Below are 26,015 nucleotides of genomic sequence, written 5' to 3'. Positions count from 1 at the left end.
ATCCATTAGTTTACCGTTCCTCCATTCCATACCTCTTTTCCTGGCTGTACAAAAGCAAGACTTCCGTCGCGGTCTTCGGCCATCAGGATCATACCGTGACTTTCCATGCCCATCATTTTGCGTGGCGCGAGGTTAGCAAGGTACAGTACTTTTTTGCCGATAATCTCTTCAGGCTTGAAGTGCTCGGAAATGCCACTCAGTACGATGCGTTGTTCGCTTCCGATGTCAACTTTTAGTTTTAACAATTTTTTGCTTTTTGGAACACTTTCTGCTTCTACGATTGTAGCTATACGAATATCCATTTTAGCGAAGTCATCATACTGGATTTCAGCCTTTACCGGCGCTACTACTTTACCTTCCAATTCATTGGCACGTTTTGCATCCAGTAGTTTCTGAACTTGCTTTTCAATAACATGATCTTCTATTTTTTCGAACAACAGTCCGGCTTCACTGATGGCTTGTCCTGCTTTCAATAAGTCGGCTTTGCCTGCATTTTCCCAGCTGTTATTTTCCAAACCCAGTTGCTTACGAATTTTCTCTGCAGTGAAAGGTATAATCGGTTCCGATACAATAGAAAGCGATCCGGAAATCTGAAGGGCAATATTCATGATCGTATTCACACGTGCAGGATCCGTTTTGATCACATGCCAGGGTTGTGTATCCGCCAGGTATTTGTTCCCGAGGCGTGCAAGATCCATGATCAGCGTTAGTGCTTCACGGAAACGATAGTTTTCAATAGCCTCACCGATTCGGTTTGGGAATGCAGCCAAATCTGCCAGCGTGGCCTGGTCTGTTTCTGTCAGTTCACCTTGTGCGGGTACTTTGCTTTCACAAAATTTTTGCGTCAGGACAATTGCGCGATTGATAAAGTTGCCATAAATGCCTACCAGTTCACTATTGTTACGGGTCTGGAAGTCTTTCCATGTAAACTCGCTATCCTTGGTTTCCGGTGCACTTGCGGTCAATACATAACGAAGCACATCCTGCTTGCCGGGAAGTTCTTCCAGGTATTCATGCAGCCACACCGCCCAGTTACGTGAGGTAGAAATCTTGTCGCCTTCCAGATTCATAAACTCATTAGCAGGGACATTGTCCGGCAATACCAGATTTCCTTCGGCAATAATGGTTGCTGGGAAAATAATACAGTGGAAAACAATATTGTCTTTTCCAATGAAATGAACCAGTTTGGTCTGGTCGCCAGCATCACTACTTTTCTCCCACCATTTTGTCCATCCTTCATCCGTTCCGTTCTTCTGGATCAGCCAGTCTTTCGTTGCAGATATATAACCGATAGGCGCTTCAAACCATACATACAATACCTTTCCTTCGGTTCCCGGCACAGGTACCGGAATCCCCCAATCAAGATCACGCGTCATCGCACGTGGCTTAAGTCCCTCTTTTAACCAAGACTGACACTGACCCAATACATTGGTTTTCCATTCGGGGTGGCTGTTTACGAAGTCTTCTACCTGCGGCTGTAGTTTGTCAAGTGGCAAGAACCAGTTTGTGGTGGGTTTCATGACTGGTTTGGAGCCAGAAAGCATCGAATGTGGTTCAATGAGTTCTGTTGGGCTCAGCGCCGATCCGCAACGCTCGCACTGATCGCCATATGCATTGGTATTCGCGCAGACGGGGCAGGTTCCTACGATGTAGCGGTCGGCCAGGAATTGCTGCGCCGTTTCATCATAATATTGCTCTGTAGTTTCTTCTATAAAAACACCCTTATCGTACAGATCTTTGAAAATTTCCTGAGAAGTTTCGTGGTGAATCTGCTTGCTGGTACGGGAATACACATCAAAGGATATACCCAGCTGCTTGAATGAATCATCAATCTGAGCGTAATATTTATCCACCACCTGCTGAGGCGTAAGTCCTTCTTTTTTTGCGCGTATGGTAATGGGTACACCATGCTCGTCGGTTCCACTGATGAACGCAACATCCTTTCCTTTGGAACGAAGATAGCGCACGTAAATATCAGCTGGTACATAACAACCTGCCAGGTGACCAATGTGGATCGGCCCATTGGCATAAATCAGCGCGGCGGTAACGGTATATCTTTTGGGATCTGTAATAGCCATTTAGTTTACTCTGTATTTAATAATGTAGCAAAGTTAGCAAAATCGTGATTAGAGATATGAAGAAGAGCTCTTCAACTTTATCAGTAACTGATAGAAGAACAGTAAGAAGTGCACCGGATCAAATGTGGAAGAATCAACATGATCGTTTAAGAGGAACAGTTTATTTTACTTAAAGTAAATTATGTTTGATATAATGTAAAATATAATTGACATTTATTAAAATAAAGTATACATTTGAGTCGTATCGAAAATCAAATTTTGTATTCATGAAAACGAAGTATCTATTGCCAGGTAGCTGGCGGCCCTATGGTATTGTGATTGCATTGGTGTCTATATTGCTCAGTATTTGTTGGTTGATTAGTGGTGAGGCCTTTCCATTTGCTCAGATTAATACTTACAGCTATTTTGATATTCCCAATTGGCTATTTGCTGATAATATATTTTCGACTGGTAAAGAGGGGACGGTTGTTTTAAATATTACTGATGAAATTTTAGGAATAGGGATTATCTGCGGCTTGTTTATAGCTGGCTTTTCAAAATTGAAAACTGAAGATGAACGGATTGCATTAATCAGACTTGAATCATTGCAGTGGGGTATTTATGTTAATTTCACTGTGATGGTATTATGTATAATTTTTGTTTATGATACTTGGTTTTTCGTCGTGATGATCTACAATATGTTTACCCCGCTTCTCATTTTCGTAGCCCGGTTTTATTGGTTGCTGTATGTAAGTCCGGCAATTGAAGCTAACAGGGAAAGGAGTTTGGTATGAAAAACAGGATAAGGATAGAGCGGGCCATATTGAATATCACACAGGCAGATCTGGCGGAGAGGCTGGCCGTTTCCAGGCAAACGATCAATGCGATAGAAGCGGGAAAATATTCTCCGACGCTGGCGTTGGGAATGAAAATAGCACGGGAATTCGGGAAGACGGTAGATGAGCTTTTTGAATTAGAAGAAGGTGATTGACGGATTCCAACCATACTGAATATTTCGGGTCTTTCTAGAGCATTTAACGCTGTAAATCTATGTTTAACAGAACACTATTCTCGATCATCTTTGTTCTTATTGTTTTACCTGCTTATGTTCAGCAAAACGATCGACCTTAAACAAGGAGTGTTGGTATCATTGCAGGATTGCAGCCACAGGGAAAGATGTTTGATACCGATAAATGGAAGAAAACCTCTGGATTTATCACCGGTGTCACCTTCTAATCCCGATCTTTATTTTGTCCGATCCGACTTTATGCCCGACATTTGAGGATTAATAGACTTTCATCCGCATGAAAATTTTGATTACCGGAGCTACCGGATTGGTGGGAAGTACAGTTGCTCGTGAGCTCATTGCCGGAAATAATGCCGTTTACGCGCTTGTGAGGGCTAATTCTGACAGAAGCCTGCTTGCAGATGTTGCTAGCAGCATACATTGGGTAGAAGGTGATATTCTTGATGTACCCTCTCTGGATCAGGCTTTGGCAGGAATTGACTATGTAATACATACTGCAGCGGTGGTATCCTTCGTCCCGCGCGACAGAAAGATGATGTACAAGGTCAATATGGAAGGGACTGCGAATGTTGTCAATGCCTGTTTGAAGCACGGTATACAAAAGCTTTGTCATGTAAGTAGTATTGCCGCTATTGGCAGACCGGATTCAAAAAAGATTATTCCGGGCCAGGAGCTGGTATTGGACGAAACGCAGCGATGGGAAGACTCACCTGAAAATTCGGAGTATGCCAAATCGAAGTACCTGGCTGAACTGGAAGTGTGGAGAGGTATTGCAGAAGGACTGAATGCGGTGATTGTCAATCCTACCATCATATTGGGTGAAGGCGACTGGGATAAGAGTAGCACACAGTTGTTCAGATATGTATTCAGAGAAAAACCATTTTATACCGAAGGAGTAGCCAACTGTGTGGATGTCCGGGATGTATCAGAGGTGATTGTAAGACTGCTGTTTTCAGATATTTCAGGAGAACGCTTTTTACTGAACGGAGCCAGTATTTCCTATAGGGATCTGTTCAATCTGATGGCGGATGCGATGAAGAAAAAGCGTCCTTCCTTCCGTGTCGGTCCGGGGCTTGCCGGAGTAATCTGGCGTATAGAAGCCGTACGTACAGCACTTCTGGGGACCAAACCACTGATCACCAAGGAAACAGCACAGTCGGCCGCGCGGCGAATTCTTTATAACAACGAAAAGATAAGGAATGCTTTAGGATTTGGCTTTCAACCTATAGAGAAAACGGTGGCCAGAGTAAGCGAAAGTTTACTTAACAAGATTTGATAAGCAAGGAATTATTTTTAACTTTCTTTCATTATCAATGACAGTCCTTTGTTCGAAGCCTATGACGAAAGATCATATTTCAGAATGAAATTTTACATAGCTGATAAGCAGGCGACTGCATGGTGTTGGTTCAAATAATACCGACCTCTAACTTAATTGTTCGTGTGATGGAGAAAAATTTCGGGGAAAGAAAAGACTACATGAAAGAAACCCTGCTAAGGTTTGAAAGAATGATTAAAAACGATGAGCCTACTTTTTTTGATCTGGAAACATACGAAAAGATAACGGCTCACTATATTGAAAAAGGGGATTGGGAAAAAGCATACCAGGCATGTGAAAGAGGACTGACAGATTTTCCATATTCCCTCGATTTACTTCTAAATAAGGTACAGTCACATGCTAACAGAGGGGAGCATGATCTGGCCATTGAAGTACTTGAACGCGCTTCACTTTTTCATCCGGGAGATATTGAAATCAGCTATATGCAGGTTGGTATTTTTAATATGATGGGCGAATTCGAGGAGGCAATCGGAGTATTGGAAGGATTGATGAACCGGGTAGAAGATAAAGATGAGATTTATTTTCAGATCGGACAAACTTATCAGAACTGGGGCAAATATGACGAAGCTATTCGGAATTATAAACTTTCGCTTCGCCGCAATCTTAACAATGAAAGTGCCCTATATGAGCTGGCCCACTGTCTTGATCTGGTAGGACAATTGGAAAGTCATCTCGACTATTACAACGAGCTTGTAGACAGGGATCCATTTTCGCATCATGCATGGTACAACTTGGGAATAGCATTCAGTAAGCTGGAGCGTCATGAGGATGCAGTACGTGCGTATGAGTATGCCACTTTAGTAAATGATGATTTTGCCTCTGCATTTTTCCACCTGGGAAATGCATACATGAATCTTGAAAAATACGAAGATGCAAAAGGTCAGTATTTACGCGCAATAGAGCTGGAAGGTGAACAGCCGGAAACCTGCTGTTGCCTGGCTACCTGTTATGAAAGACTTGAAGAGTTTGAAACTGCTATAAAGTATTACAGAATAACGGTAAAGCTGGATAGCCAGTGGGATGACGGATGGTTTGGTCTGGGAATCTGCTTTAACGAACTGGGTCGTTGGTACGAAGCAGCCGGTTTTCTTAGAAAAGCCATTCAGATTACCGAATTAAACCCTGACTATTGGCTTGCTCTGGCCGAAACAGAATTTCGCATCGGTAACATTGTATCAGCCTTTGAAGCGTTTGAGAAGTCAGCTGAAATAGAACCTGCGAACCCTGATATATGGCTGAAATGGTCGCATGTTCTGTTCGATCAGGGTAATTATGCAAGAGCTTGTGATCTGCTAACAGCCGCCATTGAAGAAATGCCGGAAGAGGCGGATTTATATTACCGTATGGCAGTTTATCAGATTCATTCTGGTGATTATCGTGAGGCACTTATCAATATGGAAGTAGCACTTACGCTGGATTATGACGCGCATGTACAATTATTCGACTTCTTCCCGGATCTTGAAAAACAAAAGGCGCTGTTCAAAATCATAGAACAGTACAGAGAGAAATAAAAAAGAGGTTTGGATCAAATATGGATGGAACGCTACATTTCGAAAGAAGGTGTAGCGTTTTTTTAATTTAGCACCTTCAGCAACTGTTCAGTTTCAATATCATTTGCACAGCGGAAATGTCCTTCCGGGCAACGCTTGTGTCCATGAAGTCCGCACGGCCTACACGTCAGTTTTTCTATGACTTCTACAACATGTGAATTGTCTGACAAAGGGCCGTAGCCAAATCCGGGAATCGTAGAGCAATAAACAGCTGTAACGGGTGCATTCACAGCTGAGCAGATATGCATGGGCGCGGAGTCGTTAACGAAATTCATCACAGCGCCTGTCATCAAAGCAGCAGATTGAAGAAAGGAAAGTTTTCCGATCAGATTTTCAATACGTTCAGGATTTGCGACCTTATCTATGATCTCCTTGGCGAGATAAGCATCGGATGGTCCGCCGATCAGATAGATCTGAAACGAAAGATCTAGTTTGTTGATCAGTGAAACCCAGCCATCCACTATATATTGCTTGGTGTACCAGACAGAGGCAGGCGCGATGCATACATATGGCTTTTTCTCAAACTGACCGATGTATGTAAAATCCTGAGTGGCAGGATATAGACGCGGCTTACCGGCAATATCTGTTTTTACTTCGGTTTTAATCAATTCATGATTACGCTGCACTTCATGTACACCTTCGCTGATATTGTGCGGAACCTTATTTGTGAAAAGAAATGAGAGTGGATTTTTATCAAATCCCGTAGTAATACCCGCTTTGGAAAAACCTGTAAGGAAACCCGTTGAGCCAAAACGCTGAATATTAATAACCCAATCGTAACGAACAGATTGTATTTGTTTCAGGATATTCCAAAGACTTTTATACTTACCTTCTTTTTTCTTCCATATCAATACCTCATTCAGAAATGGATGGTTGTCAAACAATCCTTCATTTCCTTTTCGAACCAATATATCAATCCTTGCTTCCGGAAACTGCTGATGGAGATTCTCGAGCAGCGCAGTTGCCAGTATTACGTCGCCTATAAAGGCTGTCTGAATAACAAGAATTTTATTTAAAGCCATTTTCATTCAATTCAGGAAGAACAACGCCATGCCCAATCTTTACCTGGCTACTGTAGTCAGCAATTCGGTAATCTGTGAGGTGTTTCAGGCAAAAGTCCGTAATTTTGTGGACACTGCCGAAAATTATTGGCGCCTATTTTGTGTTAATCAGGAATGAAGAGAAATAATATTCGTAAACGTGAAAACCCAAAAGTTACCTCACTAACGCTTACCGAAGAATATCAGTTACATACGCTTTCCAACGGAATTCGTATTGCCCATAAACAGGTTCCCTATACTGCCATAGCGCACTGCGGAATTATGCTCGATATTGGTAGCCGGGATGAACAGCCGCTTCAACAAGGACTGGCTCACTTTTGGGAGCATATGGCTTTTAAGGGGACTGAAAAAAGAAGTTCTTTTCATATCATTAACCGTCTTGAAAATGTAGGCGGTGAGCTGAACGCTTATACTACCAAAGAAAAAATTTGCTTTCATGCCTCTGTCCTGGACGATCATTTCGATAAAGCACTGGAGCTGTTGGCAGATATTACCTTCCATTCCGTATTTCCTGATAAACAGATTGAAAGGGAAAAAAATGTAATTCTGGAAGAAATGTCCATGTATGTGGATTCACCTGAAGATGCGATTCAGGATGATTTTGACCAACTCGTATTTGCAGACCATGCACTGGGAAGTAATATACTCGGTACGACCGAAACGGTGAATTCGTTTGACCGCGAACATTTACACCGCTTTATTAATGATAATATAGACACCGAACGAATTGTTGTTTCGTCGGTGAGCAAACTCCCGTTCGCAAAAGTCATCAGAATAGCTGAGAAATATCTCGGCGCGATTCCTGCAAAAACAACAAGCAGACAGCGGGTTGCACCCGGCGTATATACACCCATTATTCAGCAAAAAGAACGTTCGATCTCTCAGGCACAGTGTGCTATGGGACAGCCTGCCTATGCACTGCCTGACGACCGCAGATTGCCATTTTTTATGCTGATGAATTTGCTGGGAGGACCGGGAATGAATTCAAGGTTCAACTTGTCATTACGCGAGAAAAATGGGTATGTATATTCGATAGAAGGAAATTATACGCCCTATCTTGATACAGGCTTTATGGGTATCTTCTTCGGGACTGAGCCGCGCCAGCTCACAAAAAGTATAGCGCTGATCAATAAGGAACTTAAAAAGGTGAGAGAAGTACCTTTGACCACTTTGCAACTGCATCAGACCAAAGTACAACTCATGGGCCAATTGGCGATGTCGGAAGAAAGCAATATGAGTTTTATGCTGATGATGGCTAAAAGTCTGCTGGATACGGGTAAGGTAGATTCCCTTCCTGAAATATTTACAGAAATTCAGGCCATTACATCGGCTCAGCTACAAGATATAGCACAGGAAATGTTTAATCCTGAGAATTTTAGCTATCTCACTTTTCTGCCTGAATAAAAGAAATTTTTAAACAAATTATAGCCGGTTAGTTAATCCTGACCGGTTTTTTTGTGCATTCACGATAATTTTGATAGCCCTTATAGCGTCAGCGAAAGTAATGTATAGTGTTCACAGTAAGATTACGAGTAAAATGAAATCAGTTACCAGCATTTTCGCCTGCCTGATCATCAGTATTTCTGCAATACTTCCGGGCAAGGCTTCTGCCCAGCAAAATGCCAATCCATATATCCCCACCGTTCAGCCTGACAGGATTATTCTAAATGTAACAGTGGATCCATCGACTTCTATGGCTGTGAACTGGCGGACAGCATCCGATGTATCTGAAAGTTTTGCAGAAATTGCCATTGCCAGTGCTGATCCCCGTTTTACCGATAAAGTAAAGCGGTTAAAAGCAAAATCAGAGTTGCTCAAATGGGAGGACACAACTCCTGCCTACTATCATTCTTTGGTATTTGAAGGTCTCACTCCCGGTACTAAATACGCATACCGGGTAGGGCAGGGGGATCATTGGAGCGAATGGATTCATTTCAATACAGCGGGAAAAACGGGGGATAAGTTCTCATTTATATATTACGGGGATGTTCAGACCAACATCAGATCATTATGGTCGCGGGTGGCGCGTGACGCGTATGCAAAGGCTCCCGAATCCGTACTGATGATGTATGCCGGTGACCTGATCAATAAGGCTAACCGGGATGTAGAGTGGGGCGATTGGTTTGAGGCAGGAAGCTTTATTCACAGCATGATTCCTGGTTTTCCTACACCTGGTAACCACGATCACTACGATGGACCGGATGGGAAGAACGTAACTTCAGTGTTCTGGCGACCGCAGTTTACGCTGCCTGAAAACGGTCCTGCAGGACTGGAAGAAACCTGCTACTATTCAGATATACAGGGTATGCGTTTCATATCTCTTAATTCTGATCAGGCGGAAGAATCGGATGAATACCTGGAAAAGCAGCGTGTATGGATGGAAAAGGTATTACGTAATAATCCTAACAAATGGACCTGTGTAACTTTCCATCATCCGATTTACTCACCGAAATCGACACGGGATAATAAGCGGATGCGAGAGACTTTTAAGCCTTTGTTTGATAAGTATAAGGTAGATATTGTTTTGCAGGGGCACGATCATACGTATGCGAGAGGTATGGCAAAAATCCCAATGCAGGAAAAGGGAGCAGTTTCGGGAACGATGTACGTAGTATCTGTAAGCGGTCCGAAAATGACAGGTTCTAATGTGGAAAAAGCGGGCTGGATGGATCGTTCCGCTTTGTACACACAGCTTTACCATGTTATCACGGTAGATAAGGACGTGCTGGATTTTAAAGCGTATACTGCTACCGGAGAATTGTATGATTCCTTCGAACTGGTAAAACAAAAAGGTAAAATCAATAAAGTGATTGACAAAACACCTCGCAACCTTCCTGAATATCGCTAAACAATTGTATCAATGATGATCAGTAAATACGGATGGTTGCTCGTGCTCGGATGGCTTGCCGCCGCATGTGGAGTCACCCCAAAGCAGAAAAGTGAAAAGTTTCCGGAGGAATTGGTCAGTTTTAAACCTCATAACGGCAATCCGGTTTTTGAAGGTTCGAAAGATTCTGCGTTTTGGGATGAAAAAACAAGGGAAAGAGGTTTTATCCTGAAGGAAGATAGTACCTATTATCTCTGGTATACCGGTTATAAGAGACAAACAGGTAAACAAATCAAGTACCTCGGACTTGCCACTTCACCGGATGGTTTCAACTGGACACGCCATCCATCTAATCCGATCCATCGCGGGTTGTGGGTGGAAGATGTATTTGTGTTAAAAGAAGACAGTACCTATTACATGTTCGCTGAAAGCAGAGGCGATTCTGCCCATTTGCTTACATCGAAAGATAAGATCAACTGGCTGGATCAGGGTGCCTTGGATATCAGGAGAAAGAACGGTGACGCCATTGAAGCAGGACCTTACGGTACACCTGCAGTTTGGAAAGAGAATGGGACATGGTATCTGTTTTATGAAAGAAATGATGCGGCGGTATGGCTGGCTACTTCAAAAGATCTGAAAGTGTGGACAAATATTCAGGATGAACCAGTATTGAGTTGTGGTACTGAATCGTACGACGCATTTGCAGTAGCAATGAATCAGATCATTAAATACAAGGGCTTATATTACGCCTACTACCATGCGTCAGCTTTCAAAGACTGGCGGGAATGGTCGACGAACATAGCCGTTTCCAGCGATCTGATTCATTGGGAAAAGTATAGCAACAATCCGATTTTGGGTGATAATACATCCAGTGGAATTGTGGTACCTGATGGTGAGAAATTCCGACTTTACACCATGCACCCTGAGGTGCGGGTATATTTGCCAGGGAAATAATTGTAAATCCGGTTTTTGGAAAAGACAATTGGAATTCTGGTAACTTCTAAAAATGCCGTTAGCTACGAGTATTGCGTACCTACGGCACTTTCTAATAATGTGGTTTTGATTTTCTTTACCGATATTTCATCCCTTTGGGATTGTCAGATATCAACCCCCGTTTACTATAATGGATATTTGTCTTGGTTCATTAAGCTTGTTTCAATTATTCTCAGCCCGGTAATAGAGCGTAGAGCTATTTTCAACACGCAACACTTTCGCCGCCGCTTCATTGATATCTGCAATCGTTAGATTTCGGATAATCTCTGCATCGTCGTTGGCCCAGTCAGGATTGCCTGCATTAGCCGCGAAGGCCAGGTTCATGGCGCGGTTGAGCAATTCTACTTCCGAGAAAGCAAGTGTGGCTTCTGTCTGGTTTTTAATTTTAGCTAATTCATCCTCTGTAGTGCCGTTTTTAGCCAGTTCGAGAATTAGTTCTGTAACAGCAGCATCAGCCTCTTCCAAGGTAACACCAGGGTTCAGATTTCCTTTAATCAGCAATAATCCGGGATCCAAAGAGGAAGTTACACTTGCGCTGATACTATTGAAGATGGGTCTTTCCTTCAGCAGGGAGTGATATAAACGGGACGATTTCCCACGCCCCAAAATATCGCTGACCAGATCGGTAGCATAAAAACCGTCCTCATAACGCCCGGGAGTATGAAATACCTTGATCAGAGAGTTTAGAGGAACAGCAGCAGATGTTTCCATAAATCTGGCCTCCGTTTGCACAGGCTCTTTGGGTAGATTTCTGACATACGGTTCTCCGGCAGGAATTTCTGCGAACCATTTTTCAGCCAGTTCTTTCACCTGTTCAAATTTTACTGCACCTGCTACCACCATTACAGCGTTGTTGGGTCTGTAAAACTTGAAAAAGAAGTTCTGTACATCCTCCATCGTTGCCCGTTCAATATGTTCTATATCCTTGCCGATGGTCGCCCAGCGATAAGGATGCGCTTTATAGGTGAGGGGCCTAAGTTTGAGCCACATGTCGCCATAAGGTTGATTCAGATATCTTTGCTTGAATTCCTCAATCACTACTTTACGCTGCACTTCGAGCACGTTCGGATCGAAAGAAAGGCTCATCATCCGGTCAGATTCCAGCCAAAAAGCAGTTTCTACATTGTCAGCAGGCAGCGTAATATAGTAATTGGTAATGTCGGGAGAAGTGAATGCGTTGTTTTCTCCACCTACGTTTTGTACCGGAATGTCATAGCTGGGAATGTTTTTGGAACCACCAAACATCAGGTGTTCGAACAAGTGGGCAAACCCTGTACGTTCTTCATCTTCGTCACGCGAGCCCACATTGTAGAGTATATTGACTGCGGCCATAGGCGTTGAAAAATCTTCATGAACGAAAACTTTAAGACCGTTATCCAATGTGAACTGTTCGTAGCGAATCATAGAAACTTGACTGAAAATTATTGTGAAAACCAAAGCATAAAAATATACGGATGGATAGAAACCACGTTGTATATTTTGGGGTTATAAACAAAGCTACTGACCTGGTGGGAATCCACCAAACCAATTCGTCAATATACTAAAAGCCATGAAATTTACTTTGCGCGTACTGAATATAGTTTTTGTCTTATTCTGCTTTCCATTTTTCTCTCAGGCTCAGCTTCTCAACGATCCCACTGCGATCAAAACGGTTCAAAAAACTTTGGATAATATCTATAATTATGAGTTCGATGAGGCGGACCATATGATTGCTGCCATTGAAAAGAAATACCCCAATCATCCCATCAATCACATTCTCGATTCTTTTGTGCTCTATTGGAAGTATTTACCGATTAAGGACAACCCGGCAAAGTCAAAGGAGTACATTCAAAAGTTGAATCTTGCTCTGATTGCTACGGAGAAAAAGTTTGGCAAAGACACCAAAGATCCGGAAGGTATGTTTTATGTAATGGTGGCCAGGGGATATATGGCTATGATGTACAACTACCGTGGAGAAATGCTCAATGCCGCCGGTGAAGGGAAGAAAGCTTATAATGCTTTTGTAGATGGTATGAAGTTGATGGATAAGAATCCTGAATTTTATTTTACATCGGGTATGTACAATTACTATGTAGAGGTATACCCGGAAGTACATCCCATGGTGAAACCTTTGCTGATGTTCTTTAAGAACGGAGATAAAGCTTTGGGATTAAAACAGGTGGATATTGCTACGCGTTCAGGTGTGATCACACGCGCTGAATCTTGTTTTTACCTGGCACATTTATATGTGAAATATGAGATGAAGCCTGAAAGGGCAGTGCCTTATCTAAATAAACTTACGGATTGGTATCCGAAGAATCCGTTGTTTATCATGAAAAATGCCGAGGCATTGTTGTTAGCAGGGGACTATACCGATGCGGCAAAGCAAATTACTGCATTACGAAGGTACAATACCGGTTTTTACCCAATTGCACAGCACACTTTTCAGGGGATTAACTACGAAAAGCATGTGAAAAACGATGCCTCGGCCCAGAAAGAATATCTGGCTGCTTTGAGAATACCGCATGATGACCAGTATACCAAAGAATACCACGCCATAGCTTATGCCGGTCTGGCAAGAATAGCCGGCAGGGCAGGAAACAAAGCCAAGGCTAAGGAGTACTATAAAAAGTGTCTGGAAAAAGCGGAGTACAGGTCTGTAATGAAGGAAGCAAAGGCTTTTAAATAACTGCTAGAACCTATAACTATCACCAATACAAATCGGAAGGGTTATAGTTCAGCACTTTTTGATGGGTATTAATTAACTCCCAAATCCAGAAAATAATTAATTTCTAAAAACTGTTCAACAACTAATTTTTCATTCTTTTTAGGCTTTACCTCTTTTAAAACACCACCAACCTTAATTCTTTTTTCGGGTAGTGTTTCTGAACCTTTGGTGTGTGCAATCAGTATCTTTTCAGAAGTTTGCTCATCTTTGATTTCATAAACACTGTACATGTCGCTGATTGGAATCGGCACAAAGGCTTTCCCAACCGGAACCAATATCATTCCGGAAAAATAATTTTTGGATTCTTTCAGCTCAGGAATACCCGTAATCACCAGATTTGAAGATTGTATCCCTCTCCCATTTACCTCAGCTGGTGACATCTCGGTAGCAATGTATTTCTGGTAGGCAGCTTTCAAATTTGAATCCAACCTAGACATAACTTGTTCTTTCGACGATGTATCCAACTGCGACAAAGACAACTCCAGGAAAAGGATCATCTTTTGCTTTTCATTAAATAAACCACTCACTTTTCCCAATTCAGCTTGTGATATCGTCCCGTCTTCTGCCTGCGTAAAAATGTTATAAAAACGACCTCCGTTGTCTAACGATATAAGTGCTTCGTCGACAGATTGGTATGGATGAATTTGTTTCATGGAATGGGTGTATTGGGCTTTTTTAGTTGTTATCAATTCGGGAACAAACTCTTATCAAGTCCAGGAATGATCCTCAGCGCATTTTTGTAGTAAAGTTTTTTCAATACTTCGTCGGATAGGCCCAGGCCATACATACGCCAGAATGCGTGGTACTTTTTATGGTATGGAAAATATTCATCTTCTGTTTCTAATACCCGAAAATAGGTGGCGTATTCGGCTGGAACCCAGCTATCTTTTCCGAACAAAACGCGATCCTGATATTTGTCAAAAAACTTTTTGGCTGTTCTTGGCTGGCGTCCCAGTTCCGCAATCACTGCACCGATTTCTACATACATATTTGGAAACACCTGCATCAGACTGTCCAACTTTTTCAGATTATTGGGATACCAGCCCATATGTGCGTTAATGAACGTCGTTTTAGGGTTATTTCTGAAAATGTGATGCTGTTCGGCAATGAGGGAATCGAAAGGTACCGGATCATTTATTCCTCGGCGGCGGCCCGGGTGTGTTTTCAGTTCCAGCCAGCGTTCATTGTAGCGGTCCATCGGATCCCAAAAAGATGGTACATCCGCAGTGTGAATGATGACCGGAATACCTAGTTCTCCGCATTTTTGCCATACAGGCTGTAGTCTCGGATCACTTACAGGTACACGATTTCCTTTGTCGTCCTTGATACCCGCAAAACCCAGGCTTTTGTATATTTTCAATCCTTTAGCTCCTGATTTCACATCTTCTTCGAGTTGCTTCACTGCACGCGCTGACCAGTCTTTTTCTCCGAAGCCTTTAAACTGGAGATTGGTGAAAATAGCAATTCGTTTAGGTTCATTTTTAGCAACATTTTCGAGAGAACCTTTCAACGTTGCAGTTCCTTCTGCCCATTCCTGAGTCCACCCACGTCCGCTCAGGTTCACCATTATTCCCATATTCAGACTGTCCATCTGAGCTACCAACGCTTTCAGATCCTGAGTCGGCATCTGGTATTGGTGATTGTGCACATCAATGAATGGAAATTTGGCACGTTTCAGCGGATGCTCTTCCACTTTCAGTGTTGAGATAGGATCGTACTCTTCGAAGCCAAGCGGCTGCGTGATGTTAGAATCCTGGGCAAATACCGGGCTGCCGATGCAAAGGCCAAGTGCAATAAGTTTTAAGAGTTTCATAGTCAAGGTATAAGGAGAGAATAAAGCCAGCGAGTTAAAATCTCTATTGAGCTATTTCAAAAGGAAGTGATTTCTTGTTGTAGATAAGTGCAACGCAATGTGCCGCTATTCCTTCTTCCCTTCCTACAAATCCCAGGTGCTCGGAAGTAGTGGCTTTGATGGAGATCGCTTCCTCATCAATTTTCATCACCTGAGCCAGACAGGTTTTCATTTCCGGAATATGCGGATTCAACTTAGGATTCTGAAGTACAATCGTTACATCCAGATTGCCGATTTCATAATCCTTCTCACGAATCATTTCCAATACCCTTTTGAGCAGTAATTTACTGTCGACACCTTTCCATTGCGGATCCTTATCGGAGAAATGATAGCCAATGTTGCGCATATTAGCTGCGCCGAGTAAGGCATCACAGATGACATGGCAAACCACATCAGCATCTGAATGCCCTTTTGCGCCATGTGTATGTAAAATCAAAATACCGCCAAGCCAGAATGGCCGTCCTGCTTCAAGTTGATGTACGTCGTAACCTTGTCCGATTCGAAAGGGGAACATAATTGTCTTAGTTATTTAAAGCTTAACCGCAATTTGGCGATTGTAAGCGGGAATGACAAGTACTGATTTTTGCATGTATTTAATTTATTTTTCAAAATACTTACATTGGTCTACGAATTTATCGTAGATTTACGAAAAGTTCGTAGATATGGAAAAGCTAACACAGCAGGAAGAGGATGCCATGCAGGCAGTATGGCAAATAGGAGAGGGTAATGTAAAGTCATTTATGGCTGCACTTGATGAACCCTGGCCGCCTTATACCACGCTTGCGTCGACAATTAAAAATCTGGAAAAGAAGGGCTACTTGCAAAGCAGACTGATCGGTAACGCCTATCTGTATTCGCCAGCGATTACCGAAGAAGCTTATAAACAAAAGTTTATGGGAAATGTGGTGAAGGATTATTTTGAAAATTCTTACAAAGAAATGGTGAACTTTTTTGTGCAGAAAAACAAGATATCGGCGGATGAACTGAAAGAGATTATAGGGTTAATTGAGGGGAAAAAGTAAAGAGATTTAAAACGAGATAGCTATGTCGCCTTACATCGAATATGTTTTAAAACTTTCCATCGGAATGATGGTCATCAGCATTTTCTATCATTTTGTTTTAAGAAAATACACGTTCTTCAATTGGAACAGGTGGTATTTACTGGGCTATTCATTGCTGACATTTTTTATCCCGTTTATCAATATTGATCCAGCGTTAAAGCAGGTGGAGATTTCTGATTATAAGGTAGTTAAAGTTATTCCGGTTGTTGAGGATTTTACAGTATCGCAGGTACATTTAGAACCTGTACCGATTGAGGAAATTCCGGTAAATAGTTCGGATGTGATAACTGCTATTTTGCTGGTGGGCGGTTTGATTATGTTTGTGAGAGTTAGTCTTGCTTTGTTTTCCTATTACAAGCTCAGGAGTAAGGCGCTATTAATTTCGGACGGGGAAGTGAAAGTATTTCAGGTTGAAAAGAATATTACACCGTTCTCGTTTGGTAACTCTATTTTTCTTAACCGAAACCTGCATGACGACAGCGATCTCAAAGAAATTATGCTTCATGAAATTGTTCATGTAAAACAAAAGCACACCGTTGATATCATCTGGTCGGAGGTACTTTGTATTCTGAACTGGTACAATCCGTTTGCCTGGATGCTCCGCTCTGCCATTCGCCAGAATCTTGAGTATATAGCCGACCGTGCCGTTTTGGAAAATGGCGTTGACATAAAGTCCTATCAATATCTGCTTTTAAAAGTTGTGGGCGTGCCAGAATTTCGAATAGCCAATCAATTTAATTTTTCATCCCTTAAACAGCGTATCATTATGATGAACAAGATGAAAACAGCGAGAATACAATTGGTCAGGTTTCTGTTTGTATTGCCTTTACTATGTGTGCTACTGGTTGCCTTCAGGAGCGATTTGAAGCATCCGTTTGTCCAACAGAAAGACACGATTTATATAGCCGGATTGCTCATTGATGCAGAAACCGGAAGCCGTGTGGCTAACATGCCGTTGCAACTGGGCATAAGCGGTGAAACAACATCCGTAAGAAAGACGATTCGTACAGATGGCGATGGCTATTATTATTATGAGCTTAACACAAGTAAGCTACAGGATTCAGTTGTGTTCTTCGGCATTTCGGGACAGGGGCAGTATGAGCGGTTTGAACTGGGGTCATCGCTGAAAAAGGAAGTTCCTGATGATGGAGATTTTATGGTTTCCTTTCTGGCGAAGGATGACGAAATAGGGAACAAGGTGTTTAAGAGGCATACGATTTTTCCCTATTTCGTACCAAAGAAGAGCTACTTTAACCAGAGTATTACAGCAGATATAAAAAGTGACCTCAAGGGTTATCTCACCAATCAGGAACTGAATTTTAAGGAAGAATATAATCTTAAAGCAGCATTTGCAGAGGCATTTCCGGAGCCGAAAGATGTAATAACAAAATTCAGAAATGCATACTTTGACCAATTCAGCCGGTTAATAGGTTATGACCATATAGTACAGTTTTATCTCGACGGAAAAGAAACTGACTACACAGAAATCAATAAAGTCTTCAGGTACAGACAGTTACCAATTGTATTTAATGAAAATCGCAATGCAAGTACTTTTGAAACAACACAAGGACCAAGGATGTATTACCACACGTATGAACTAAGTAAACCAAAGCCTCCCCGAGATCTTGTGATAAATAATTTTGAGATGCTCGATGCCGGGAAATTTGATGTATCAAGCTTGGATAACCAGCCTTATTTCTTAAATGGTTTCCGTTCTGAGGCTGGTTTAATATCCCGGTCTGTCTCCTCCAAAGAAGAGATCAAGCATGTGGTACTTTTAAAGGGGGATTTGGCGAAATATTATGATAATAGGTTAGATAATATTCTATGGATAGAAACTATGGAAGCTGAAAAAATTCGAATAAGGCCCGATTTCGGAGAACAATAAGAGGGATATCCAAAGTTTAGCCGCAAGTTCCCGGCGATGCATGAATAGAAGTCCGACTTTTATCAGTTATTTTTACCGGCCTTTCAGGAGGCCGGTATTTTTTATTATTACCGGTTTTATACGCATCCGACAGGCTTTAATAATCCATGCGCAACAAACTAAAATCCAGAATTAAAAAAATAATGCTGATTATTCTCTCAGTCCTCACACTGTGTGCTATAGCCGTTTTTGCTTTTCTGCAACTTGAATCTTTCGGTAAAAATCCGGAAGGTGCCAGACTGGAAAGAATTAAAAAGTCGCCAAACTATAAAGACGGTAGTTTCGTCAATCTTGTCGATACGCCTGTAAGTGCACCAAATTCTAATATGTTTAAACTGGCGTTACAGTTTCTTTTTAAAGATAAGGAAGATACAGACCCGGCTTTTCCGGTTCCCTCCATAAAAAGAAATTTGAAGCTTAAGCCATCCGAGAAACCAACGCTGACTTACTTTGGGCACTCTGGATATATGTTACAAATTGATAATAAAAATATACTGATGGATCCCGTACTGAGTGAAAGAACTTCACCGGTGCAATGGGCGGGAACCAAAAGCTACCCGGGTACTAATGTGTATCAGGTACAAGATCTTCCTGAAATTCATTATGTTTTTCTTTCCCACGATCATTATGATCATATGGATTATGAAACTGTGAAGCAATTTGCAGGTAAACCCACACGATTTGTGGTGCCACTGGGGGGGGGGGCACATCTGGAGCACTGGGGTATCAATCCTTCTCAGATTACAGAACTCGATTGGTGGGAGAAAACAAGTGCGGTGCCGGGAGCAGAAGTGACTGCTACCCCAGCCAGGCATTTTTCAGGACGTAGTTTGGCGAGAGGCAAATCTTTATGGGCTTCGTACGTATTTGAAACACCCAATTACAAAATATTCCTAGGAGGAGATTCCGGTTATGAGAGTCATTTCAAAAAAATAGGTGAGCAATTCGGTCCGTTCGATCTGGCAATTCTGGAGTGTGGACAATACAATGAAATGTGGCCTTACATTCACATGATGCCGGAAGAAACAGCTCAGGCTGGTGTGGATTTAGGAGCGAAAATCGTTTGGCCGGTTCACTGGGGAAGATTTACGCTTGGCTTACATGCATGGAATGAATCTCCGCAAAGAATTGCGAAAAAGGCAAAAGAAATCGGACTCAGACTTACCACACCGATGATCGGCGAGCAAATTATACTCGATACTGCTTATCCTGACAAAAACTGGTGGGATGAAACAAAGAGGTGATAAAAAAAGCCTGTTGAGAAAATCCTCAACAGGCTTTTTTTATCTGGTGGTTTCTATTCCGGGTGTACTCAGCTTCTGAATTTCCCGTTCCTGACTTACTGACTTAAAGTAGAAATATACTGCAGCAATCAGGAATATTTTCGATAAGATAAAGACAGCGATAAACGCAGGTCGCCACCATTTATGCACTTTGATGTGCGTGTCGTTAACCTCTATTTCGAGATACTCATCTTTCTTTTGTTTTTGTTCTGAAGACTTATTTTCATACACGTGCTTTTTCTTCTGGATATCACGTCTGCTTGTACGTAATTGTACAATCTCACGCACTTCCGGTGGCGGGGGCACAGACCCCTGGTTGAAGAAAGACATGATGTCTGATTCAAGCTCCAATGTATAATCTGTCAAATCCTGATCCGTAAGAACTCTCTCCAGAACATACTCCTTTTCCCTGTCTGTAGTAAGACCCAGAACATATGATTCCAGCATTCCGCTTTCTATAAAATCCTTAGTTTCCAAGTGCGTTGATGTTAAGAGTTACGGTAAGATTTAAAAAAATCATGAAATGCTTTCAGCACTTCCGATTTTGAAATAAACAGCTTTTGTGCCACTTCATCAGGCGTAAATCCCTGTCTGAATGCAAGATCAAAAATGCGCTGAGGGGATTTGTCATTGTCTTCCGCAGGCAGTGTTGCAGAATTGTTATCTAATTCCATCAACCTCTTTTTCATATCAACTGCCTTGGATCTTGCCAGTTTTATAACGCACGCGGCGAAAGAAAACGGATAACTATTACAAGCTTGTAATTGGGGAGAAGCAAAAACACTCACCAATATTTCCTGAGCCAGATGCTGCTGCGGTATAATCTGGAGAATAATGCCATAAGCCATAGCGCTGTATCTGTCGTAAATCTCCAGTGAGGTCAATGGCTTACTGGTAGCAACCGGGTGTGCGGTGGGCCCGTTGTTTGTTCGTTCTAGTTCATTCATATAGTCAGCAGAGTAATGACTGATATTGTGTTAGGGTAATGTATAGTCAATAATAAAATTTGTTGTACAACTATTTGTATCAGTCAAAATATTTAACGGAAACTTTGTTGAAGTTTATTCGATACTAATTAGCTAAAATAGGAATTATTTCTTTAATCCTACCATTTCATTTAAGAGTTCTGAAAAGATGTACCCGGTTTTTCGATTACGTCCAACGTTCATTTGTTAACTTTACAGTATGAATAATGATATAGCAGTGATTTTCGACATGGATGGTGTAATCTGTCACACCAACCCTTACCATTCGATGGCCTTCCGTCAATTTTTTTCAGCAAGAAATTTGTCGCCTACTGATGAAGAGTTTGCTCAGCATATGTATGGTAAAAGTAATAGCTACATTATGAGTCACTTTCTGGACAGAGTTATTGAAGGGGATGAATTATTAAAGCTTGAAGATGAAAAGGAGAGTCTGTTCAGGGAAATATATGAACCTTATATTGAGCCGATATTGGGTATTGTTCATTTTATGACAGACCTTGAACAGCATGGCGTAAAATTAGGTGTCGCAACTTCTGCTCCACGTGCAAATCTGGATTTAATTCTGAGTAAAGTACCTGTTCGTGAGAAACTTGGGTCGATACTGGCCAGCGAAAATGTGAAAAAGCACAAACCAGATCCGGAAGTATATTTGACTTCTGCTGCCAATCTTGGTGTCAAACCAGAACAATGTGTGGTTTTTGAAGACTCATTTTCTGGCGTTACTGCAGGACTAAACGCCGGTATGAGGGTAGTAGGGGTGCTGAGTTCGCATACCAAGGAAGAATTGCCTCCATGTCATTTGTATATAGAGAATTATCTAGAACTTACTTATGAAAAAATAAAAAGCCTGTTCTGAAATACACAATCTGGTAAAGGGGCTACATCAATGATGGCCCCTTTACTTTTACATCGAACGCACCAGTAAGCACTCTTTCATTACGCTTCACCTGTAAAAAAATCCGGTAGCGGCCTTCTTTCGGGAAGGAGTAGGGAAAAGATATTCTGCTACCGTGGTCCATACCCACCATACCACTTTCGTTCGGTTCATACATGCCCATTTCTGTCATCAGATATTCCTCTCTTTCAAGGACTGACATGGCTTTGAGTTTCGCCAGATAGCTATCAACACTATCTTTAAATATTACAGATGCGGGTCTTTTGATCAGTTTAGTTGTGTCAGCTAATCGGTTTTTAAAAATCTGCTCTGCAGCCATGGGGAATGAACCCGAAGGATGCAAATGAACATATACAGACCCATCGCTCCGCATCACAACGGCATGGCCCATCATGCCCAGGTAGGGTTCGGGAAGACAAGGACTATTATCCGGATTGAAAATTTCAAAGTTGAGCTGATACGCCTTGCCGGCTTCCAATGCCTGATCGGGCTTACCTTCCCAAATGGCATAAGACCCATCCTGAAAGACGGTTTTGGTTCCTGGTTTACCACAAATTACGACATCGGCATCCATGGCTACATTTCCGGGTGCGTTAATCGGATCTGTGATGATATAGGTGTCTTCTGAAAACTTTGGAATTTCCGGTATCTTTTTTGTGTGATCCGCGATGATAATCGTATCCGTTATGGTTTCTGAGAATCCAGAGTACCGGACAATATCAGCATATACAACATATTTACCACCTGGTAAATCGGGTAGTATGGTTTGGAAAGTGGTGCTGTCTTGCCGCTCAGGATGGACGTGGGCAAAAGCATCTAAACCAGGAATACGTATCAGAAATGCATGCATCAGTTTGCCGTGGTCAGGAATCAGTGTGCTCAGCATATTACCTCTGTTTTGAGATTGCCAGTCGGCTGTATCAATAGCTACTCTGAATGTCCGTTCATCGCCCTGAACCAATACCGACGCACTACCTTTAATGGGTTGATAAAGATGCTTTTTGTATTGAGCTGCCCACGCGTTCCACCAGCTACTTCCGCCGTAGAGAATCAATGCGCACACCACACTGGCAATGCCCATGTTGATGTATTTTTTTCGTCTTTTAGCTTGACTCAATGTTTCGCCTTTAGGTAAAAGTCCGTCGCTGACACTGGCGCCAATGGTTGTGATCATCAGTGTAAATAATATAATTCCCAATACACTCAGCATCATTCCCAGTCCTTCCGGCATTTCACGTTGGGCAGTGGAGATGGCCATAACGGGAACAATGAGTTCACCTTTACCCTGGTCACCGTCAACAAGAATCTGAGCGCTGGATGAACCAGATTCCATCAGCCATATATCACCTTCAAACTGGCTGGTTTGTTTTGATATCAGCTTATCCGGAGATGGCGCACCTTTGTCACCAGACCGGAAATAGATAGGCCGTGCTTCGACAGAGGTGACATCTCCGTTTTCTATAAATACCGATACGCGGGCTGTTCCCGGAATGACATCAGGTGGTTGTATACTCACCAGAATTTTGTAGGGACCGGCCTGTCCTTGCATCTGTACACCAGTACTGCCAATATGCGCGCCAGCAAGGTGGCTTATTGTTAATAGGAAAAGAAGGTTGAGAAGCTTTTTCATCTTTGAATTTTGTTCATCCAGTTACCCCAGGCCAAACCGATGCGAGTAGAAATGATACTGGCAATAACCGCTATACCAAGTCCCTGTAATAGCTCCGAATTGCTTTCAAGCATCCAGGGAGCAAATTTATATCGGAATTCAAAGTCAGGGTTGCTACCGAAATACCAGGAGTCTGAGCCGAAGAACCAGTTGCGCGCATACGGAGATTCCATCAGGAAGCCACCAACAAACCATTGTACAATAAAGAAAACAGCTATGAATGTGATGCCCAGTATCAACGAAAGAACCCAGTTGTTCAGGTGACTGAGTTTTGCTCTCAAAAGATCCAGAATGACAGCCGGAACAATGAGGAGTAGCGGAAACTGAAAGGCCTGATAATGATCAATATGGTTTAGTACAGGACCCAATTTCGGTTCTGCGGGAAATAAAGGAATAATCCAAAGGGTTCCTAACATCATCATCGAGTACACTGCGTTGACTGCCGTGATGGTCCATTGATGGCGAACTGCCCTGCCTGTCGCAAAAAGCAAAAGTGGAAAAGCGCATGCGGCATAGATGTAATAGCTGGAGCGATGAGATTCCATTCTCCCGAGCTCTTCAGACAATAGCGTGAACCATATCGTTAGCAAAAAGCCAGCAGACAGGGCAAATAGTATGAATAGTTTATTTTCAGTTTGCTTGCCATTTGCAAGACTCACGGCTGTTTTAGTTTGGTTGCTTATCGCTATCACACTAATCATCGCCCCGAATTGAATACCGATCATACCCAATAGTAGTACGGTGTGTGGAGGAGAAAGTATGGTTACATCCAGTCCGTACGTATTGTGCCACCAGTCGTCGAAGGGAGCGGAGGTGAGCATTGCGATAGCGCCCCAAACACAAAACAAAGCACCAAGAGAACTGTAAAAGAATCCCCATATTTTTACACTGCCAGCTTTTTCGTCATGGGAACCCCAAAAGGTTTTTCGCAAGATCTCATAACCTGAAAATAACCCGGCTACTACAGCTCCCAGATAAATAATCAGGTGAGGCGGAGAAAGTAGCCCGTCGCGTCCAATTGAAATGTGCCAGCATATATCCCAGATCAAACCGGTGATGACGCAGAAGGATGAGAAAACAGTGGCGAGAATATAAACGGGAATTTTAAATCCCTTATGCTGAGATGCTTTCGGTGTAGTTTCCGAAGAAGCGATGGTAGTTTCCATGAAAGTATTGAAAGGGTCAGGACGAAAGCACGTTCAGCTTATCATACAATTCAAAAATACAATAGCTCTAAGTAAATAGCCATCTTTCCAATGAGATATCGCTTGATAAACACCTGCTTTCGCAAAATGATCCTGAATTTAGAAAGGACGCATGGCCTTTACAAATCTTCCCTTAAAGTAATTCGAAAAAAGATTGTCTTCGCGTACACCTTTTGAAGTTGAGGCATGGATAAACATAATTTCCTCATGATTTCGAACATCCGTTACAATGCCCGCATGCGATACATATCCTTCCTTGCCGGCTTCCGGTACGAAGAAAACCCAGTCGCCTGGTTTGAGTTCAGTAATGCCGGCTACCTCCGATCCGAACTCTGACTGTTGCCAGGAAATGCGGGGTACTTTCACACCAATTTCTGAATAAACAGAGCAGATCAGCCCTGAGCAATCGATGCCATTTTTATCATTTCCTCCCGAACGATATGGTGTTCCCCAGTAGGTTCTGGCCACTTCAACTACTTTTGGAATTTCCGTATTGTAAGAACCTGACGGGCGTGTATAAGCAGGTTTGGCTGCCGGACGTGTAGTTCTCGTTGTAGCTGCAGGTTTTCTTGCAGGTGCCCTACTAGCTGTATTTCGGGAATTATTCCGTGACGAATAGCTCCCTGACCGAGCTGCAGATGCGTTGGAAGGACTTTTCCTGAGTGTGTCGCAGGAAGTTAAAATGAGCGTGAATGAGAGTAATATGGAAAGGTAAAATGTAAGGTGCTTGGTCATGCGCAAGAGTTTTGCCGGCAAAGTTTTCTTTTACAAATAACGTTACTTCTTCCAAAAATTGTAAAAATGAAAAGCTAAAAGATATAATACAATGATATGCAGCCTCTCATACCCGGAAAAATCAGGATAAATATTATGTCTCTGTATGGTTTGTAAGTAATTTTGGTGTTGGACTGTAAATCAACGGTTCATTACTTCAACATAAGTGCCGATTCTGAATGAAAATTATTTGTGTAGGGCGTAATTACGCCGATCATATTGCAGAGCTGAACAACGAACGTCCTGATGCGCCGGTTATATTTTTAAAGCCTGAGACAGCACAGGTCCGACTGGGAGAGCCTTTTTTTTATCCTGATTTCTCAAAAGATGTTCACCATGAAGTTGAGCTGGTTGTAAAGATCAATAAAGTTGGTAAAAATATCGAAGAGCGCTTTGCGCATAAGTACTATGATGAAATCGGTATTGGTATTGATTTTACAGCCCGGGACGTACAGTCGGAATTAAAAAGTAAAGGTCTTCCCTGGGAATTGGCAAAGGCATTTAACGGATCTGCTCCTGTATCTGATTTTGTCCCTGTTTCAGATTTTGAAGATATACAGAACCTGAATTTCAGTTTGGATGTAAACGACGAAACGCGTCAGAATGGCAATTCTTCGATGATGCTTTACAGGATCAACTACCTGATATCGTTTGTTTCAAAATATTTTATGCTGAAAAAAGGTGACCTGATTTTTACCGGAACGCCCAAAGGAGTTTCGTCGGTGCAGATTGGCGATAAACTTACTGCGTCCATTGAAGGAAAGAAGATGCTGGAGTTGTTCGTTAGATAATTGAAATCTAAAGT

The 26,015-nt window shown here is 42.2% G+C and carries 24 protein-coding genes; 13 read left to right on the top strand and 11 right to left on the bottom strand.

Annotated elements, in window-relative coordinates; genetic code table 11:
* Positions 1–5: 5 nt before the first annotated feature.
* Entirely contained in the window at positions 6–2,078 is a 2,073-nt protein-coding gene (gene metG / locus AC1XUE_RS09460; RefSeq protein ID WP_483355688.1) for a methionine--tRNA ligase, read from the bottom strand.
* 266 nt (positions 2,079–2,344) lie between these two features.
* On the opposite strand from metG, the gene AC1XUE_RS09455 reads away from it, so the two are divergent.
* From AC1XUE_RS09455 to AC1XUE_RS09440, 4 genes are all read left to right on the top strand, one after another.
* The gene (locus AC1XUE_RS09455) at positions 2,345–2,851 is read left to right on the top strand and encodes a hypothetical protein (protein ID WP_483355687.1); all 507 of its coding nucleotides are present in this window, start codon (positions 2,345–2,347) and stop codon (positions 2,849–2,851) included.
* Entirely contained in the window at positions 2,848–3,048 is a 201-nt protein-coding gene (locus AC1XUE_RS09450; protein WP_483355686.1) for a helix-turn-helix transcriptional regulator, read from the top strand. The genes AC1XUE_RS09455 and AC1XUE_RS09450 overlap by 4 nt, the downstream gene beginning before the upstream one ends.
* Before the next feature lie 313 nt (positions 3,049–3,361).
* Positions 3,362–4,360 (top strand): NAD-dependent epimerase/dehydratase family protein, encoded by a 999-nt coding sequence (locus AC1XUE_RS09445; protein WP_483355685.1) that lies wholly within the window; start codon positions 3,362–3,364, stop codon positions 4,358–4,360.
* A gap of 164 nt (positions 4,361–4,524) precedes the next feature.
* Complete coding sequence (locus AC1XUE_RS09440) at positions 4,525–5,931, top strand: tetratricopeptide repeat protein (protein WP_483355684.1); 1,407 nt, start codon at positions 4,525–4,527, stop codon at positions 5,929–5,931.
* Between the two features lie 62 nt (positions 5,932–5,993).
* On the opposite strand, the gene AC1XUE_RS09435 is transcribed toward AC1XUE_RS09440, so the two are convergent.
* The gene (locus AC1XUE_RS09435; protein ID WP_483355683.1) at positions 5,994–6,992 is read right to left on the bottom strand and encodes a glycosyltransferase family 9 protein; all 999 of its coding nucleotides are present in this window, start codon (positions 6,990–6,992) and stop codon (positions 5,994–5,996) included.
* Between the two features lie 153 nt (positions 6,993–7,145).
* Here AC1XUE_RS09435 and AC1XUE_RS09430 point away from each other — a divergent pair, with 153 nt between their 5' ends.
* The 3 genes from AC1XUE_RS09430 to AC1XUE_RS09420 all read left to right on the top strand — a co-directional run bounded on the left by AC1XUE_RS09430 (position 7,146) and on the right by AC1XUE_RS09420 (position 10,812).
* The gene (locus tag AC1XUE_RS09430; protein WP_483355682.1) at positions 7,146–8,435 is read left to right on the top strand and encodes a M16 family metallopeptidase; all 1,290 of its coding nucleotides are present in this window, start codon (positions 7,146–7,148) and stop codon (positions 8,433–8,435) included.
* 133 nt (positions 8,436–8,568) lie between these two features.
* Positions 8,569–9,879: a purple acid phosphatase family protein gene (locus AC1XUE_RS09425; protein WP_483355681.1), complete on the top strand. Its 1,311-nt coding sequence runs from the start codon at positions 8,569–8,571 to the stop codon at positions 9,877–9,879.
* Between the two features lie 12 nt (positions 9,880–9,891).
* Entirely contained in the window at positions 9,892–10,812 is a 921-nt protein-coding gene (locus tag AC1XUE_RS09420) for a glycoside hydrolase family protein (RefSeq protein WP_483355680.1), read from the top strand.
* Between the two features lie 201 nt (positions 10,813–11,013).
* On the opposite strand, the gene AC1XUE_RS09415 is transcribed toward AC1XUE_RS09420, so the two are convergent.
* Complete coding sequence (locus tag AC1XUE_RS09415; protein ID WP_483355679.1) at positions 11,014–12,255, bottom strand: M16 family metallopeptidase; 1,242 nt, start codon at positions 12,253–12,255, stop codon at positions 11,014–11,016.
* Between the two features lie 145 nt (positions 12,256–12,400).
* Here AC1XUE_RS09415 and AC1XUE_RS09410 point away from each other — a divergent pair, with 145 nt between their 5' ends.
* Positions 12,401–13,519 (top strand): ABC transporter substrate-binding protein, encoded by a 1,119-nt coding sequence (locus AC1XUE_RS09410; RefSeq protein WP_483355678.1) that lies wholly within the window; start codon positions 12,401–12,403, stop codon positions 13,517–13,519.
* Positions 13,520–13,587: 68 nt separating this feature from the next.
* On the opposite strand, the gene AC1XUE_RS09405 is transcribed toward AC1XUE_RS09410, so the two are convergent.
* From AC1XUE_RS09405 to ispF, 3 genes are read right to left on the bottom strand one after another with little or no spacing between them, the layout of a single operon-like run.
* The gene (locus AC1XUE_RS09405; protein ID WP_483355677.1) at positions 13,588–14,211 is read right to left on the bottom strand and encodes a hypothetical protein; all 624 of its coding nucleotides are present in this window, start codon (positions 14,209–14,211) and stop codon (positions 13,588–13,590) included.
* A gap of 32 nt (positions 14,212–14,243) precedes the next feature.
* Positions 14,244–15,371, bottom strand: a complete 1,128-nt coding sequence (locus AC1XUE_RS09400) for an amidohydrolase family protein (RefSeq protein WP_483355676.1) — start codon at positions 15,369–15,371, stop codon at positions 14,244–14,246.
* Positions 15,372–15,414: 43 nt separating this feature from the next.
* A complete protein-coding gene (gene ispF, locus AC1XUE_RS09395) occupies positions 15,415–15,924 on the bottom strand; it encodes a 2-C-methyl-D-erythritol 2,4-cyclodiphosphate synthase (RefSeq protein ID WP_483355675.1) in 510 nt (169 codons plus the stop codon).
* Positions 15,925–16,072: 148 nt separating this feature from the next.
* Here ispF and AC1XUE_RS09390 point away from each other — a divergent pair, with 148 nt between their 5' ends.
* The 3 genes from AC1XUE_RS09390 (at position 16,073) to AC1XUE_RS09380 (ending at position 19,642) form a co-directional block, all read left to right on the top strand.
* Entirely contained in the window at positions 16,073–16,432 is a 360-nt protein-coding gene (locus AC1XUE_RS09390) for a BlaI/MecI/CopY family transcriptional regulator (RefSeq protein WP_483355674.1), read from the top strand.
* A 22-nt stretch (positions 16,433–16,454) separates the two neighbouring features.
* Positions 16,455–18,359 (top strand): M56 family metallopeptidase, encoded by a 1,905-nt coding sequence (locus AC1XUE_RS09385; RefSeq protein WP_483355673.1) that lies wholly within the window; start codon positions 16,455–16,457, stop codon positions 18,357–18,359.
* 146 nt (positions 18,360–18,505) lie between these two features.
* The gene (locus AC1XUE_RS09380) at positions 18,506–19,642 is read left to right on the top strand and encodes an MBL fold metallo-hydrolase (protein WP_483355672.1); all 1,137 of its coding nucleotides are present in this window, start codon (positions 18,506–18,508) and stop codon (positions 19,640–19,642) included.
* Between the two features lie 39 nt (positions 19,643–19,681).
* Here the strand turns inward: AC1XUE_RS09380 and AC1XUE_RS09375 are convergent, their stop codons facing one another.
* Together AC1XUE_RS09375 and AC1XUE_RS09370 are read right to left on the bottom strand one after the other, a co-directional pair.
* Positions 19,682–20,158: a hypothetical protein gene (locus AC1XUE_RS09375; RefSeq protein ID WP_483355671.1), complete on the bottom strand. Its 477-nt coding sequence runs from the start codon at positions 20,156–20,158 to the stop codon at positions 19,682–19,684.
* An 11-nt stretch (positions 20,159–20,169) separates the two neighbouring features.
* Positions 20,170–20,628: a hypothetical protein gene (locus AC1XUE_RS09370; RefSeq protein WP_483355670.1), complete on the bottom strand. Its 459-nt coding sequence runs from the start codon at positions 20,626–20,628 to the stop codon at positions 20,170–20,172.
* Positions 20,629–20,866: 238 nt separating this feature from the next.
* On the opposite strand from AC1XUE_RS09370, the gene AC1XUE_RS09365 reads away from it, so the two are divergent.
* Positions 20,867–21,523, top strand: coding sequence for an HAD family hydrolase (locus AC1XUE_RS09365; RefSeq protein ID WP_483355669.1), 657 nt, complete (start codon positions 20,867–20,869; stop codon positions 21,521–21,523).
* 22 nt (positions 21,524–21,545) lie between these two features.
* Here AC1XUE_RS09365 and AC1XUE_RS09360 read toward each other — a convergent pair whose 3' ends face one another.
* From AC1XUE_RS09360 to AC1XUE_RS09350, 3 genes are all read right to left on the bottom strand, one after another.
* On the bottom strand, positions 21,546–23,192 hold the full coding sequence (locus tag AC1XUE_RS09360) for a hypothetical protein (protein WP_483355668.1): 1,647 nt from the start codon (positions 23,190–23,192) through the stop codon (positions 21,546–21,548).
* Complete coding sequence (locus AC1XUE_RS09355; protein WP_483355667.1) at positions 23,189–24,397, bottom strand: hypothetical protein; 1,209 nt, start codon at positions 24,395–24,397, stop codon at positions 23,189–23,191. The genes AC1XUE_RS09360 and AC1XUE_RS09355 overlap by 4 nt, the downstream gene beginning before the upstream one ends.
* Positions 24,398–24,535: 138 nt before the next feature.
* Positions 24,536–25,171 (bottom strand): C40 family peptidase, encoded by a 636-nt coding sequence (locus AC1XUE_RS09350; protein WP_483355666.1) that lies wholly within the window; start codon positions 25,169–25,171, stop codon positions 24,536–24,538.
* 218 nt (positions 25,172–25,389) lie between these two features.
* On the opposite strand from AC1XUE_RS09350, the gene AC1XUE_RS09345 reads away from it, so the two are divergent.
* The gene (locus tag AC1XUE_RS09345; RefSeq protein ID WP_483355665.1) at positions 25,390–26,001 is read left to right on the top strand and encodes a fumarylacetoacetate hydrolase family protein; all 612 of its coding nucleotides are present in this window, start codon (positions 25,390–25,392) and stop codon (positions 25,999–26,001) included.
* The last annotated feature ends 14 nt before the right edge of the window (positions 26,002–26,015 follow it).

This window comes from Dyadobacter sp. HNCC25DJ187, assembly GCF_056895255.1.
The sequence above is the reverse complement of the archived record's forward strand: the minus strand, read 5'-3'. Positions and strand labels throughout refer to the sequence as shown.

Bases quoted from the DNA above. Each gene is read 5' to 3' on its own strand.
- metG (WP_483355688.1), bottom strand. From the start codon at position 2,078: ATGGCTATTACAGATCCCAAAAGATATACCGTTACCGCCGCGCTGATT.
- AC1XUE_RS09455 (WP_483355687.1), top strand. From the start codon at position 2,345: ATGAAAACGAAGTATCTATTGCCAGGTAGCTGGCGGCCCTATGGTATT.
- AC1XUE_RS09450 (WP_483355686.1), top strand. From the start codon at position 2,848: ATGAAAAACAGGATAAGGATAGAGCGGGCCATATTGAATATCACACAG.
- AC1XUE_RS09445 (WP_483355685.1), top strand. From the start codon at position 3,362: ATGAAAATTTTGATTACCGGAGCTACCGGATTGGTGGGAAGTACAGTT.
- AC1XUE_RS09435 (WP_483355683.1), bottom strand. From the start codon at position 6,992: ATGGCTTTAAATAAAATTCTTGTTATTCAGACAGCCTTTATAGGCGAC.
- AC1XUE_RS09430 (WP_483355682.1), top strand. From the start codon at position 7,146: ATGAAGAGAAATAATATTCGTAAACGTGAAAACCCAAAAGTTACCTCA.
- AC1XUE_RS09425 (WP_483355681.1), top strand. From the start codon at position 8,569: ATGAAATCAGTTACCAGCATTTTCGCCTGCCTGATCATCAGTATTTCT.
- AC1XUE_RS09420 (WP_483355680.1), top strand. From the start codon at position 9,892: ATGATGATCAGTAAATACGGATGGTTGCTCGTGCTCGGATGGCTTGCC.
- AC1XUE_RS09415 (WP_483355679.1), bottom strand. From the start codon at position 12,255: ATGATTCGCTACGAACAGTTCACATTGGATAACGGTCTTAAAGTTTTC.
- AC1XUE_RS09410 (WP_483355678.1), top strand. From the start codon at position 12,401: ATGAAATTTACTTTGCGCGTACTGAATATAGTTTTTGTCTTATTCTGC.
- AC1XUE_RS09405 (WP_483355677.1), bottom strand. From the start codon at position 14,211: ATGAAACAAATTCATCCATACCAATCTGTCGACGAAGCACTTATATCG.
- AC1XUE_RS09400 (WP_483355676.1), bottom strand. From the start codon at position 15,371: ATGAAACTCTTAAAACTTATTGCACTTGGCCTTTGCATCGGCAGCCCG.
- ispF (WP_483355675.1), bottom strand. From the start codon at position 15,924: ATGTTCCCCTTTCGAATCGGACAAGGTTACGACGTACATCAACTTGAA.
- AC1XUE_RS09390 (WP_483355674.1), top strand. From the start codon at position 16,073: ATGGAAAAGCTAACACAGCAGGAAGAGGATGCCATGCAGGCAGTATGG.
- AC1XUE_RS09385 (WP_483355673.1), top strand. From the start codon at position 16,455: ATGTCGCCTTACATCGAATATGTTTTAAAACTTTCCATCGGAATGATG.
- AC1XUE_RS09380 (WP_483355672.1), top strand. From the start codon at position 18,506: ATGCGCAACAAACTAAAATCCAGAATTAAAAAAATAATGCTGATTATT.
- AC1XUE_RS09370 (WP_483355670.1), bottom strand. From the start codon at position 20,628: ATGAATGAACTAGAACGAACAAACAACGGGCCCACCGCACACCCGGTT.
- AC1XUE_RS09365 (WP_483355669.1), top strand. From the start codon at position 20,867: ATGAATAATGATATAGCAGTGATTTTCGACATGGATGGTGTAATCTGT.
- AC1XUE_RS09360 (WP_483355668.1), bottom strand. From the start codon at position 23,192: ATGAAAAAGCTTCTCAACCTTCTTTTCCTATTAACAATAAGCCACCTT.
- AC1XUE_RS09355 (WP_483355667.1), bottom strand. From the start codon at position 24,397: ATGGAAACTACCATCGCTTCTTCGGAAACTACACCGAAAGCATCTCAG.
- AC1XUE_RS09350 (WP_483355666.1), bottom strand. From the start codon at position 25,171: ATGACCAAGCACCTTACATTTTACCTTTCCATATTACTCTCATTCACG.
- AC1XUE_RS09345 (WP_483355665.1), top strand. From the start codon at position 25,390: ATGAAAATTATTTGTGTAGGGCGTAATTACGCCGATCATATTGCAGAG.